Raw genomic sequence first — 12,709 nt, forward strand, 5'->3', positions numbered from 1 at the left:
ACTCCCCCACCAGGTCTAGCTTCCCGGCAGTTCGAGGTCGCTCTTGTTGAGCTCCTCGATGTTCACGTCCTTGAAGGTGAGGACGCGGACCTGCTTGACGAAGCGGGCGGGCCGGTACATGTCCCAGACCCAGGCGTCGGCCATGGAGACCTCGAAGAAGACCTCGCCCTGGACCGAGTGCACCTGCATCTCGTAGTCGTTGGTGAGGTAGAAGCGCCGCTCGGTCTCGATCACGTATTTGAACAGCCCGACGACGTCGCGGTACTCCCGGTAGAGCTTCAGCTCCATCTCGGTCTCGTACTTCTCGAGGTCCTCGGCGCTCATGGCATGTTCCCCTTCAGCCGTGCGTCCCCCTATTGTGCGCCAGTCCGAGCCGCCGTCAGACGATTTCCGTGTCGAGAGCGGTGGGACTGGCCGGAGGTCCTTCGTCGAGCAGCGTCCTCAGCAGCCCGGCGAGCTTGGTCGGATACACCGTCTCATGGGTGGCGGAGAGTTCTTCACAGGTCCACCACCGCATTCCGGACACACTGCGTTGTTCCAGCTCGGTGAGGCCGGGCATGTCCGCGGCGGTACGTGCGGTGGGGGCGAGTTGTCTCGTACGGGCGAGGAAGTACTGCTCGTCCTGGTTCCAGCGGGTGCCGGCGAACGGGAAGGAGCAGGTTCGCCGCCACAGGACGGGGCCGAGTTCGGCGTCGGTGATGCCGGTCTCCTCGGCGAGTTCGCGCAGGGCGGCCTGTTCATGGGTCTCGTCGCCTTCGAGGCCTCCGCCGGGGGTGAACCACCAGGTGTCGCCGGAGGCGTCGGGGTCGTCGGGTTCGTGCCCGTACAGGAGCAGGATGCGGTCCTCGGGGTCGAGCAGGACGACGCGGGCGACCTTGCGCAGCTCGTCCGCGGCGAACTCGGCGGATTCAGTGGGCACCGGCCGGCTCCCTGCGACGTCCCTGCTGCTTGCGGCTGCCGCGCTTGGCGAAGGAGCCGTACGCGGCGCCGCCGAGGATGAGGAGTGCGCCGGCCCCGATGGCGCCGACGACGAGGCGCAGCGGTCCGGGTTCGGAGAGGCCGCCGGGCAGGTCGGCGAAGCCGGTGGGGCGTTCGAGCATGCCGCCCATGGGCCAGGCGATGGCGTCGACGCGGGCGGCGACGGCGGTGCGGGGCACGGAGCCGTTGCCGGCGTCGTCGAGGTGGACGCTGGAGTCGAGGGAGGTGCTGCGTTCGTCGCCGAGGAGGAAGAGGCGGCCCTTGGGGACGGTGGTCGGCGGGATGCGGCTGTCGGCTGCCTTGGCGTCGGCCGCGAGGTAGGGCTCGTCGATCGCCTTGCCGTTGACGGTGAGGCGGCCCTGGTCGTCGCAGCAGGCGATCTTGTCGCCTCCGATGGCGACGACGCGCTTGACCATGGGCAGGTCGCCCCAGGACTCCTGGTTGAAGACGACGACGTCGCCGCGGTGGACCTCGCTGCCGTCGATGCGTTCGGCGAGGACGCGGTCGCCGGCGGCGATGGTCGGCGTCATCGACTCGGTCGGCACGGTGTAGGGCTGGTAGAGGAGTGCGCCCCAGGCGAAGCCGCCGAGGAAGAGCACACAGCCGAGGGCCACGGCCAGGTTCGACAGTCTGCTGCCTAGCCCGCCGCGACCCTCGTCCGTACGTCGTGTTCTGCTCATCCCAGCCCCACCTCGGTGACTCGACCCGGTGCGGACCGGTCACGTTCGGGCGTGACCGGTCGCACTCGGAAGATCGGTGATCTGGGACGGCACCCTATCGGGCGGTACTGCCGCCAGAAACCCCGGAGTTGTCGCCGTCGGAAGCCCTGGTCGCAGCGCCGGCTACCGGAACCGACACCGGAGCCGAAACCGGGACAGAGACCGGGATCGAGAGCCTGCGCCGCCGCCACAGCACCACCGGCACCGCGCCCGCGAGCCCCAGCGCGCCCGGAGCGGCGGCCGCGGCGGTGTTGGCTGCGGCGCTGCTCAGGCCCGGCTGGTCGAAGGTGTCGGGAACGGGCAGCGTGCCCCAGCGGTTGATGGGCCAGGCCTTGACGAAGGCGCGCCCCACGACGTTGTCGACGGGCACGAAGCCGCCGCCGGGGTCCTGCTGGTGGTAGCGGGAGTCGAGGGAGTTCTGGCGGTTGTCGCCCATGACCCAGATCTTGCCCTCGGGCACGGTGACCTTGAACTGGCCGCCCTGGTCGTCGTCGCTGCAGGGCGTGGCCCTGATCTCGCCGAAGCTGTGGCTGACGTAGTCGCGCTCGTTGAGCGCCTTGCCGTTGACCTTCAGGGGGCCGGTGCCGTTGCACTCGACGGTGTCTCCGGCGACGCCGACGACACGCTTGATCAGGTCCTTCTCCTCGGCGGACGGCATGAGGCCGATGAAGCTGAGGGCCTGCTGCAGAACATTCGGCTTGGGGGTGGGCTCGCCCTTGAGCCAGTTGCCCGGGTCGTGGAAGACGACGACTTCGCCGCGCTCGGGCTCGGAGCCGAACCAGGGGGTCAGCTTGTCCACGAGGACCCGGTCGCCCTGCTGCAGGGTGTCCTGCATGGAGTCCGAGGGGATGGAGAACGCCTGCACCAGGAACGTCTTGATCAACAGGGCGAGGAGCAGCGCGATGCCGATGAGGAGCGGCAGTTCCTTCCAGAAGGAGCGGTGCCCGCTCCGGTCCGAGCCGGAGTTCTCCTCCGAGCCGTCCTCGGGGTCCGTCGCGCCTGGGTCGGTGCCTCCCGAGCCGCCGTTGATCACGTCGCGTTCATCCTCGGGTTCGTCGTGTCCGGATCGTGCGCCGACGGCCAAATCCCCCACATCCACTCCTCGTTCCGTGCCGCCGCCTGTTTCGTACGCGATGTCGTACGCGATGCAGGCCTACCACTCCCATAACGAGCGGGAGTTCCGCAGGGGTCGGGAGGGGGGCTTCCGCGTTCAGATTCTCCGTGTCCACCCTATGCGACGTGCTCGGTGAGGCGTCCGAGCCGCCGCTGGCGTTCGCCGCGTCTGGCACGGAGGCGTACGTCTCGCGTTGCTCCAGTTCGCTCCAGTGGTCGAAGGGCCAGGCGATGACCTTGGCGGTGCCGACGACCTCGTCCTCGGAGACGGTGCCCTGGTAAGGGCTGTCGAGGTGGTAGCGGGAGTCGGCGGAGTCGGAGCGGTGGTCGCCCATCACGAAGTAGCGGCCTTCGGGGACGGTGACGTCGAAGGTCCGCTGGGAGGGCTTGTTGATGTCGTCGGGGTGCAGGTAGGGCTCGTTGATGGCGACGCCGTTGACGGTGACCCGGCCGTCCTTGCCGCAGCACTTGACGCGGTCCCCGCCGACGGCGACGACGCGTTTGATGAGGTCCTGCTCGTCGGCGGAGGGCAGCAGTCCGATGAAGGTGAGGACCTGCTTGAACTGTTTGACGCCGACGGGGTCGTCCTCTTTCTCGGTCTGCTGCTCGGCGCGCAGCCAGCCGCCGGGGTCCTTGAACACGACGACGTCACCGCGCTGGGGTTCGGCGCCGAACCAGGGGGTGAGCTTGTCGACGAGGACGCGGTCGCCGATCTTGATCGTCTGCTCCATGGAGCCGGACGGGATGACGAAGGCCTGGACGAGGAAGGTCTTGAGGACGAGGGCGATGAGGACGGCGACGCCCAGGAGGAGGGGTATCTCCTGGATCGCGGAGCGCCTCCTGCGGCGTTTGACCTTACGGGCCAGCTTGCGGCGCTCGGCCCGGCCGGGGCGTGCGGGGGCGTCGGGCTCGTCGGCGCGGCCTGCGTCGGAGGTTCGGGTGCCGGGGATGCGGAAGTCGAGGGTGCGGCCGTCGTCGGACCGGCCGGGGTCGGCGCGGTGGCCGCCTTTCGGTTTGCCGCGGCTACCCATGGGCGCCGCCCGGCTTCGGCACCTTGGCGAAGGCGTCGGGCCGGTCGAGGGAGCCGGACCGGTCCAGGGGCAGGCCGATCCAGTCGGCGCGGCCGATCACGGTGTCGACGGGGACCATGCCGCCGCCGGGTGAGCCGAGGTGGTCGCGGGAGTCGCTGGAGTCGCTGCGGTGGTCGCCGAGCACGAACAGCGTGCCGTCGGGCACCACCACGTCGAACGGCACGGTGGACGGTGCGTCCCCCGGATACAGATATGGCTCGTCCACCGGCTCCCCGTTCACCGTGATCTGACCCTGCTCGCCGTCCTGCACGCCGCGGGAGGCCACCCGGTCACCGCCGACGCCGACGACGCGCTTGATGTAGTCGGAGTCGCCGAAGTAACCACTGCCGTCGAAGACGACGACATCCCCGCGCTGCGGCTCGGCACCGAAACGGTACGCCAACTTGTTCACCAGGACACGGTCCCCGGTGCTCAGGGTGGGCTCCATGGAGCGGCTCGGGATGAGGAAGGGCTGCAGCACGAAGGTGCTGACGAGGAGCAGGAACACCAGGCACAGCGCCACGAGCACGCCGGCCCGTCGCCAGCGGCGGCCGGGAACGGCCGCGGAGCGCGACCCCTCCTCCTCCCGCTCGGTGTCGGCGGGTTCGGAGGAGCGATCGCGCTCCGCGTGCTGTGCTGCTTCGGTGTCCATCGGGGTCAGAGCCTATCCGGCCCGCCCCGAGGCTCCGGATCCGCGTTCGGATCCGGGGCGCGAGATCAGTTCTCGCGCTTCTCCTTGATCTTCGCGGCCTTGCCGCGCAGCTCACGGAGGTAGTACAGCTTGGCGCGACGCACGTCGCCCTTCGTGACGAGCTCGATCTTCTCGACGATCGGGGTGTGCACGGGGAAGGTGCGCTCGACGCCGACGGAGAACGAGACCTTGCGGACCGTGAAGGTCTCGCTGACGCCCGCGCCCTGGCGGCGGATGACTACGCCCTTGAACTGCTGCACACGGGAGCGGTTGCCCTCGATGACGCGGACGTGGACGTTGACGGTGTCACCCGGGCGGAAGGCCGGGACGTCGGTGCGCAGCGAGGCGGCGTCGACGGAGGCGAGCAGGTTGCTCATGTTCGTCTGCTTTCTTCGCCGATGCCACAGGTCATCGGCGGGAGGTATGCGATGAGTTTCGGTAGCTGATCGCGTCGGGCCGGCGTCTTTCCCCCTGTGGCAGGGGCGCAGGCTGGACGTACAGCAGCGGCTTATTGTTCCACGGCGTCGGGCGTTGGCCCAAATCGTCCGTCGGGGCCGGGCTTCCAGCCCAGGATCGAGAGCATTTCGCGGTCCTTCTTGTCGAAGGCGGCGGGGTCGGTGCGCTCGATGAGGTCGGGGCGGTTGCGCACGGTGCGGCGCAGCGCCTCGTCGCGGCGCCAGCGGGCGATCTTGCCGTGGTGCCCGCTGAGCAGCACGTCGGGGATGTCCCGGCCGCGCCACTCGGGGGGCTTGGTGTAGACGGGCCCTTCGAGGAGGTTGGCCATGGCGCCGGGCGCGAAGGAGTCGTCCTGGTGCGATGCGGCGTTGCCGAGGACGCCGGGCAGCAGTCGGGCGACGGCCTCGGTGATGACGAGGACGGCGGCCTCTCCGCCGGCGAGGACGTAGTCGCCGATGGAGACCTCGTAGACGGGCATGCGGGTCGCGTACTCGTCCATGACGCGGCGGTCGATGCCTTCGTAGCGGGCGGGCGTGAAGATCAGCCAGGGCCGCTCGGAGAGCTCGACGGCGAGTTCCTGGGTGAAGGGCCGGCCGCTGGGGGTGGGCACGACGAGGGCGGGGCCGTGGGCGCCGCCCTCATAGCCGTCGGCGAGCGCGTCGTCGAGGGCGTCGCCCCAGGGTTCGGTCTTCATGACCATGCCGGGTCCGCCGCCGTACGGGGTGTCGTCGACGGTGTTGTGCCGGTCGTACGTCCACTGCCTCAAGTCGCGTACGTGAACGTCGAGTTGGCCGCGGGCGCGGGCCTTGCCGACGAGGGAGACGTTCAGCGGTTCGAGGTACTCGGGGAAGATCGTGACGACGTCGAGGCGCATTACAAGTCCTCGCCGGAGGCTTCGCCGGACGCGTCGTCGGAGGCTTCGTCGGCTGCGTCGCGCGCGGAGGCGATCTCGGCGCGGTCGTCGATGAGGCCGGGCGGCGGGTCGATGGTGGCGCGCTGCTCCTCGAGGTCGATGTCGGTGACGATCTCCTCGACGAACGGGATCATGACCTCGGTGCCGTCGGGCCGTTCCACGATGAACAGGTCCTGCGAGGCGAGGTGGGAGATCTCCGTGATGCGGCCGACCTCCTGGCCGTCGACGGTCACCACGTCCAGGTCCATGAGCTGGTGGTCGTAGTACTCGTCGTCGCCCTCGGGGAGTTCCTCGGGGTCGACGTCGGCGATGAGCAGGGTGTTGCGGAGGGCCTCGGCGGCGTTGCGGTCGCGAACGCCTTCGAAGCGAAGCAGCAGGCGTCCGCTGTGCACACGGCCGGCGGCGATGGTGAGGGGCCCGGTCGCGGCCGGGTCGGTGGCGAGTACGGCGCCGGGGGCGAGGCGCAGCTCGGGTTCGTCGGTGCGGACCTCGACGGTGACCTCGCCCTTGATGCCGTGGGCGCGGCCGATGCGTCCCACTACCAACTGCACGTTGCGTTCTCCTTCGTACGACGACGGGCCGGGGCGGGCCAGAAGCCCTCCCCGGCCCGTGCCGGTATTGCCTTGCGGTTCAGCGAACCTGGTCGACGTCGACGAGGTCGACGCGGACACCACGGCCGCCGATGGCCCCTACGACGGTACGCAGGGCGCGAGCGGTGCGGCCGTTGCGGCCGATCACCTTGCCGAGGTCGTCGGGGTGGACCCGGACCTCGAGGACGCGCCCGCGGCGCAGGTTGCGGGAGGCGACCTGCACGTCTTCGGGGTTGTCGACGATGCCCTTCACGAGGTGCTCGAGAGCCTCCTCGAGCATGCTCAGGCCTCGGTCGACTCGGCCGCGGACTCAGCCGGAGCGTCGTCCTTCTTCTCGGCCTTCTTCTTCTGCGTGATGGCCTCGCCCTTGGGCTCGTCCTCGGCGCCGACGGCCTCGAAGGTCGGGCGCGCGGCCTTCGGCTCCGGCTGCAGCAGCGGGGCCGGGGCGGGCTCGCCCTTGAACTTCTGCCAGTCGCCGGTCTTCTTCAGGATGGCGAGCACGGGCTCGGTCGGCTGCGCGCCGACACCCAGCCAGTACGCGACACGCTCGGCGTCGACCTCCATGCGGGAGGGGTTCTGCACCGGGTGGTACAGGCCGATCTCCTCGATGGCCCGGCCGTCACGGCGGGTACGGGAGTCGGCGACGATGATGCGGTAGTGAGGCGAACGGATCTTGCCCAGACGCTTCAGCTTGATCTTGACTGCCACGGGAGTGGTGTCTCCTGGTCTTGACGTGGGTGGGCACAACGAAGATGCCGCGTGGGGTTGCGGTACTCGAGTGCCCGATGGACGCGTCAGCCGGAGGAGAGAGGGGTCCTGTGCGGCTGTCGAGTACAGCTGGCCATTCTGCCATACCTCGCGGGGGCGGGGTTCCTCGGGCCTGATCCCCCGACTACGAGTGGCCGTCGACCCGGCCGAGGACACGGGGGCCAGCCCCCGGAACCCCCGCTCCTCAAACGCCGGAGGGGCTGATTTTGGCGGGCGAGGGCTGGATTTTACGGGCGAGGGCTGACCTTTGCAGCGAGGTCTGGCTTTACCTCACGCCGCGCCCACGACCTCCGGGATGCGGAAAGGCTTGCCGCAGCCGCCGCAGACGATGGGGGCCTGGGCGAGGACCGAGGGGACCACGCGGACGTTGCGGCCGCAGTCGCAGACCGCCTTGACGCGGACGCCGCCGCCGGACGAGCCGTGCCGCGCGGCGGGGCCGCGGAAGCTGCGGGCGGTGTCGTGCGACGTGGCCGCGGTGTGGGCCTTGAGGGCGCTCTTGAGGCGTTCGATCGTCGCGCGGTACCGCTTTCTCGCCTCCGGGTTGAGCGTGACCAGGGAGAAGCCGCTGCTCGGGTGCGGCTCCTCGGGGTGGTCGAGGCCCAGCTCCTCGGCGATCGCGAGGAAGCGGCGGTTGTGGTAGCGGCCGGCGCGCGAGGTGTCGCGGACGCCGCGGGCGGCGGCGATGCCGTGGACTGCCTCGTGCAGCAGTCGCTCGAAGGAGAGCTCGGCGCCGCAGGCGGACGAGGACTCTCCGATCAGGGACTCGGGCGCGGCAAGGCTCGGCAGCTCGGGGTGGTGCCGTTGAATGTCGGCCCACGCCTGCGCCAGCTCTGCGGCGAGTACAGGTGGTGTCGTGCTCACGTCGTGACAACGAGCCGGGGGCCCTCGGTGTTCCTATTACGGGGCATCCCAAATAATTTGCACGTACCAGTCAGTTGCGGCTGATGCGTCGCGACGCGGGCGGGTGCGTCGATCTGCGCTGATCTGCGGTGGAACACACAGCAAGGCACACAGCTCACGCCAAGGTGATACGTAGCGGCATGTACGCCGCATGAGGGTGGTGCCGTACGCACGTGGCACGACGGCGACCGTACAACGTCAGTCTGTGTCCTTGGTGAGGCGGGTGACGCCGGCCGCCCGGTAGGCGTCGGCCTCCTCCAGGGTCTCGTTGGCGAGCAGCGCCTCGGCGAGGGCGTCCAACTTGTCGCGGTTCTCGCGGAGTTGGCGGCAGGCGCTCTCGTAGCACTCGTCGACGATGCGGCGCATCTCGCCGTCGATGGTGTCGAGGGTGCCGGGTGCGGCGGCGAGTCCGTACGCCTGTTGGGCGTCGCCGGGGAGCGCGGAGAGGCGGCCGACGCGTTCGCTCATGCCCCAGCGGCCGACCATGCCGCGGACGATGTTGGTGACCTGTTCGAGGTCGTTCTCGGCACCGGTGGTGATGACGCCGAACACGACGTGCTCCGCCGCCATGCCGCCGAGCGCGCCGATGATCCGGCCGCGCAGATAGTCCTCCGTGTACGCGTACCGGTCGGCGTCCGGCGTGGACAGGGTGACGCCGAGGGCGCGGCCGCGCGGCACGATGGTGATCTTGCGGACCGGGTCGGCGCCGGGCTGCAGCATGCCGAGCAGGGCGTGCCCGGACTCGTGGTAGGCGGTGCGGCGGCGTTCCTCGTCGGGCATCACCAGGGGCCGTTCAGCGCCGAGTTGGACCTTTTCCAGGGCGTCGGAGAGGTCGGAGCCGGTGACCTGGGGCTGTTTGCGTTTGACGGCGAGGAGGGCGGCCTCGTTGGCGAGGTTGGCGAGTTCGGCGCCGGTCATGCCGGGGGTGGTGCGGGCGACCTGGGCGAGGTCGACGTCGCCGGCGAGCGGGATCTCCCGGGTGTGGATCTTCAGGATGGCCTCGCGGCCCTTGCGGTCGGGTGGGCTGACCATGACGGTGCGGTCGAAGCGGCCGGGGCGGGTGAGGGCGGGGTCGAGGACGTCGGCGCGGTTGGTGGCGGCGATGACGACGACGCCTTCGGAGCCGGTGAAGCCGTCCATCTCGGTGAGGATCTGGTTGAGGGTCTGTTCGCGTTCGTCGTGGCCGCCCATGGCGGAGCCGCCGCCGCGGGCCCGGCCGATGGTGTCGATCTCGTCGATGAAGATGATGGCCGGGGCCACCTTGCGGGCCTCGGCGAAGAGTTCCCGTACGCGGGAGGCGCCGACGCCGACGATCATCTCGATGAACTCCGAGGCGGAGGCCGAGAAGAACGGCACTCCGGCCTCGCCCGCGACAGCTCGCGCGAGCAGCGTCTTGCCGGTGCCGGGCGGGCCGGCGAGGAGGACGCCGCCGGGCATGCGGGCGCCCATCTTCCGGTAGCTGTCGGGGTTCTTGAGGAAGTCGACGACGTCGTTGAGCTCACCCTCGACCTCGTCGATGCCCGCGACGTCGGCGAACGTGGTGCGTTTGTGCGCCGCCAACTCGACCGGTTTCGGGGGCTGTTTGCGGCCGAGCATGCCGCCCGCGCCGCCGCCCATGCCCGCCGCCATCCGCCGGGCCATGAACACCCAGAGGCCGACGAGGAGCAGCATCGGCAGGAGGGAGATCAGCAGGTTGGCGAGGAGGCTGGGCTCCTTGTAGACGGGCTCGGCGGTGACGGTGACCTTCGCCTTGGTCAGCTCGGCCCACAGCTGGTCGTCGGCGAAGCTCGGCCGCTGGGTGGCGAACTTGTCGTAGGTGCCCTTGTCGCCCTCGGGCTTGTTCACGGCCTTCTTCAGGTCGCCCTGGATCTGGTCGCCCTTGGCGTAGATCTTGGCGACGTTGCCCGCGGTGACCTGCTTGCTGAACTCGGTGTACGAGATCCTGGTGGGCTCCGGTTCGCCGAAGAAGGTGAGCAGCAGGTTGGTGAGGACATAGACGAGGAGTGCGGTCCAGATGAGGCCGCGCCAGCTCACCTTTTTCTTGGGTGGCGGGGGCGGCGGCGCACCCTCCGAGCGCCACGGCTGGTCGGTCCGGTCGCGGGGAGGCACGGGGCTGGTCACGCTCGCCATTATTGGCGGACGGGACTTACCGAGCATTTCGACCAGGGGTGCGGGCGCGGCCGGGCCCCTTTGTCCACAGCCGTTGGCAGTGCCCGGAATCCTGGTTACTGTCCGCTTCTCGAAGTGCGATGGGAGGACCGTGGACGAGCGGCTTGCGATACGGGTTCGGTTGTTCCGTGAGGGGGGTCAAGTGCGGCCCGAGGTCGTCGAGTTCGTGGTCGCCGAGCTGGCCGCGCTCGACGCCGAGGGGGCCCTCGTCACCGATGCGAGCGCGGGGCTGCTGACCAGCCATCTGATGTTCGCCCTGAGCCGGCTCGTGGACGGCGAGCCGATCACGGAGTACGGCACCGACGCGCAGGTCGCGGCCGAGCTGGCGGACCACCCCGAGGCGGTGCGGCGGGCGCGCGCCGTCGCCGCGCGGGCGCGGGAGCGGCTCGGGGCGGCGCTGCCCGAGTCGGAGGTGAACTTCCTGGGGCTGCATCTGGCCGTGCTCGCCCGCCACGGCGCCCACTGACCGAGCGCCCACCGACCGAGCGAAGGGGAAGCGGCATGGCGAAGATCCTCACCGGCGGCGTCGGGAAGGTCGAGGTGGCCGAGGCGGTGCGGCGGCTCGGCCTGGCCGGCGTGGACGTGGCCGTCTCCAGCGACCTGGACGCCGCGATGCTGCTGCGCGCCGGTCGCGCCGACTACTACCTGGGCACCTGTCACACCGGCGCCGGCGCCTCCCTCGGCGTGCTGGTCGGACTGATGGGGCGGCCGGCCTGCCACACGTTCGGGCGGGGCGTGCCGAGCGCGGACGAGGCGGCGGCGCTGCTCGGCGACGGCAAGCGGGTCTTCGGCTTCGCCCTCGACCGGGCCGAGGCGGTCGCTCCGGTCCTGGCCCGCGCGATCTCCGTACGAGCGGAGTGAGCCGTGGACGCCCTGGCCTCGGCGGGTGACGCGGTGGGCTTAGCCTCGGCGGGTGACGCGGTGGGCTTAGCCTCGGCGGGTGACGCGGTGGGCTTAGCCTCGGCGGGTGACGCGGTGGGCTCAGCCGCGCGGGCGGGGCTCGACCTGGCGCTGCCGCAGCAGCTCACGGTCATCGCGCTGTGTGCCCTGACCGCGTTCGTCTCGCATCTGGCCCTCGCCGTGTTCAACGACGGCGTACGGCCGTTCATGCTCGATTTCGTCCAGGGCCGCAGCACCCGCGCCGCGACCGCGGCGGTGTCGTTCGGCCTGTCGGCGGGGTTCGTGTTCGGGCTCGGGGCTCCGATGGCGTTGGCGTCCGGGGTGCTCAACCCGTGGCTGCTGTTCCTGCCCACCGATGTGCTCGGGCTGCTCGCGCCGCGGAAGTGGCTGGCGCCGCTGCTCGGCGCGGGCTGGGGCGCCCTGGTGGTGTTCGGCCTGGGCGGGGCGAACGAACTGGCGCACGATCTGCCGGTCGACTTCCTGACCGCGATGCAGCAGATGTCGACGCCGATCCTCTTCCTGTTCACGCTGTTCCCCGTGCTCGCCGTGGTCCGGCAGTTCGGACCGCTGCGCGGCGCCGTGGTCGGGGTGGTCGAACTCGCCCTGGTCGTACTGACGTTGAAGCTGTGGCCGAACATGTTCGCCGGGGCGCTCGCGATGGCCGTGGGCGTGCTGATGCTGATCGGCTTCGCCGTCACCGCGGACGTACGACGGCGAAAGGCGGAGCGGGCGGAACGGGCGGAACGGGCGGAGCGGGCGGAGCGCTCGGACTCCGATCCGGTCGAGGCGGACGCCGATGACCCGATGGCCTCGCTGTTCAGTGCGAGCGCGGCGCGGCTGCGCCGCCATCTGCCGCTGTTCATGCTGCTCGGTGCCGGGATCTGCGTGCTCGCGCAGCTGAAGGTGTTCGGCGGTGGCGAGGCGACGAGTTTCCTGATCGCCAAGGGCCAGTACGCGGAGGCCGCGCAGGTCGACTTCTACCGGATGTTCGGCTTCCTGCCGCTGATCGCGACGACGGCGCTCGCCTCCGGCGCGTACGGCATCGTCGGGTTCACGCTCGCGTACCCGATCGGCTATCTGCTGCCGAACCCGCTGCTCGCGGCGGTCGCGGGGGCCGCGGTGTTCGCCGTCGAGGTGCTCGCCCTGTCGTCGATCGGGCGGGTGCTGGGGCGGCTGCCCAGCGTGCGGGACTCCTCGGAGCATCTGCGCGCCGCGATCGGGGAGGCGCTGGGCCTCGCGATCCTCTTCGGTTCGCTGCTTGCCGCGAACCAGATGGGCGGCGGGCTCGCCATCCTGATCTGCGGCGGCCTCTATCTGCTCAACGAGGCGACGGGCCGCCCGGTGGTACGGATGGCGGCGGCGCCGGCCGCGGTGCTCGTCGGCGGCGTCGTGCTCAATCTCCTGTACTGGCTGGACCTGTTCGCCCCGGTCAAGGGCTGAGG

Annotated in this window: 16 protein-coding genes; 3 read left to right on the top strand and 13 right to left on the bottom strand. The window is 70.3% G+C overall.

Going from position 1 to position 12,709, the window contains the following annotated elements:
* Window positions 1-15 precede the first annotated feature (15 nt).
* From QIS96_RS19915 to ftsH, 13 genes are all read right to left on the bottom strand, one after another.
* A complete protein-coding gene (locus QIS96_RS19915) occupies window positions 16-324 on the bottom strand; it encodes a DUF2469 domain-containing protein (protein ID WP_005311352.1) in 309 nt (102 codons plus the stop codon).
* Between the two features lie 55 nt (window positions 325-379).
* Complete coding sequence (locus tag QIS96_RS19920) at window positions 380-919, bottom strand: NUDIX hydrolase (RefSeq protein WP_282544006.1); 540 nt, start codon at window positions 917-919, stop codon at window positions 380-382.
* Window positions 909-1,658 (bottom strand): signal peptidase I, encoded by a 750-nt coding sequence (gene lepB, locus QIS96_RS19925; RefSeq protein WP_282544007.1) that lies wholly within the window; start codon window positions 1,656-1,658, stop codon window positions 909-911. Before lepB (QIS96_RS19925) ends, QIS96_RS19920 begins: the two co-directional genes overlap by 11 nt.
* A 94-nt stretch (window positions 1,659-1,752) precedes the next feature.
* Entirely contained in the window at window positions 1,753-2,790 is a 1,038-nt protein-coding gene (gene lepB / locus QIS96_RS19930; RefSeq protein WP_282544008.1) for a signal peptidase I, read from the bottom strand.
* Complete coding sequence (gene lepB / locus QIS96_RS19935) at window positions 2,738-3,841, bottom strand: signal peptidase I (protein WP_282544009.1); 1,104 nt, start codon at window positions 3,839-3,841, stop codon at window positions 2,738-2,740. Before lepB (QIS96_RS19935) ends, lepB (QIS96_RS19930) begins: the two co-directional genes overlap by 53 nt.
* Complete coding sequence (lepB, locus tag QIS96_RS19940) at window positions 3,834-4,532, bottom strand: signal peptidase I (RefSeq protein WP_282544010.1); 699 nt, start codon at window positions 4,530-4,532, stop codon at window positions 3,834-3,836. The genes lepB (QIS96_RS19935) and lepB (QIS96_RS19940) overlap by 8 nt, the downstream gene beginning before the upstream one ends.
* Before the next feature lie 65 nt (window positions 4,533-4,597).
* Window positions 4,598-4,948 (bottom strand): 50S ribosomal protein L19, encoded by a 351-nt coding sequence (gene rplS, locus QIS96_RS19945; protein ID WP_282544011.1) that lies wholly within the window; start codon window positions 4,946-4,948, stop codon window positions 4,598-4,600.
* A 131-nt stretch (window positions 4,949-5,079) separates the two neighbouring features.
* Window positions 5,080-5,901, bottom strand: a complete 822-nt coding sequence (trmD, locus tag QIS96_RS19950; RefSeq protein WP_282544012.1) for a tRNA (guanosine(37)-N1)-methyltransferase TrmD — start codon at window positions 5,899-5,901, stop codon at window positions 5,080-5,082.
* Window positions 5,901-6,491, bottom strand: a complete 591-nt coding sequence (gene rimM / locus QIS96_RS19955; protein ID WP_282544013.1) for a ribosome maturation factor RimM — start codon at window positions 6,489-6,491, stop codon at window positions 5,901-5,903. The genes trmD and rimM overlap by 1 nt, the downstream gene beginning before the upstream one ends.
* Before the next feature lie 79 nt (window positions 6,492-6,570).
* Window positions 6,571-6,810 (bottom strand): RNA-binding protein, encoded by a 240-nt coding sequence (locus QIS96_RS19960; RefSeq protein ID WP_282544014.1) that lies wholly within the window; start codon window positions 6,808-6,810, stop codon window positions 6,571-6,573.
* Window positions 6,811-6,812: 2 nt separating this feature from the next.
* Complete coding sequence (gene rpsP, locus QIS96_RS19965) at window positions 6,813-7,238, bottom strand: 30S ribosomal protein S16 (protein WP_282536720.1); 426 nt, start codon at window positions 7,236-7,238, stop codon at window positions 6,813-6,815.
* A gap of 330 nt (window positions 7,239-7,568) precedes the next feature.
* A complete protein-coding gene (locus QIS96_RS19970; protein ID WP_282544015.1) occupies window positions 7,569-8,159 on the bottom strand; it encodes a hypothetical protein in 591 nt (196 codons plus the stop codon).
* Window positions 8,160-8,396: 237 nt separating this feature from the next.
* Window positions 8,397-10,319, bottom strand: a complete 1,923-nt coding sequence (ftsH, locus tag QIS96_RS19975) for an ATP-dependent zinc metalloprotease FtsH (protein WP_282544016.1) — start codon at window positions 10,317-10,319, stop codon at window positions 8,397-8,399.
* A 139-nt stretch (window positions 10,320-10,458) separates the two neighbouring features.
* Here ftsH and QIS96_RS19980 point away from each other — a divergent pair, with 139 nt between their 5' ends.
* From QIS96_RS19980 to QIS96_RS19990, 3 genes are all read left to right on the top strand, one after another.
* Window positions 10,459-10,833: a PRD domain-containing protein gene (locus QIS96_RS19980; RefSeq protein ID WP_282544017.1), complete on the top strand. Its 375-nt coding sequence runs from the start codon at window positions 10,459-10,461 to the stop codon at window positions 10,831-10,833.
* Between the two features lie 35 nt (window positions 10,834-10,868).
* Window positions 10,869-11,228 (top strand): DUF2620 domain-containing protein, encoded by a 360-nt coding sequence (locus tag QIS96_RS19985; protein WP_282544018.1) that lies wholly within the window; start codon window positions 10,869-10,871, stop codon window positions 11,226-11,228.
* 114 nt (window positions 11,229-11,342) lie between these two features.
* The gene (locus QIS96_RS19990) at window positions 11,343-12,707 is read left to right on the top strand and encodes a YhfT family protein (protein WP_282544064.1); all 1,365 of its coding nucleotides are present in this window, start codon (window positions 11,343-11,345) and stop codon (window positions 12,705-12,707) included.
* The last annotated feature ends 2 nt before the right edge of the window (window positions 12,708-12,709 follow it).

This window comes from Streptomyces cavernicola (genome assembly GCF_029968035.1).
Taxonomy (GTDB): Bacteria; Actinomycetota; Actinomycetes; order Streptomycetales; family Streptomycetaceae; genus Streptomyces; species Streptomyces cavernicola.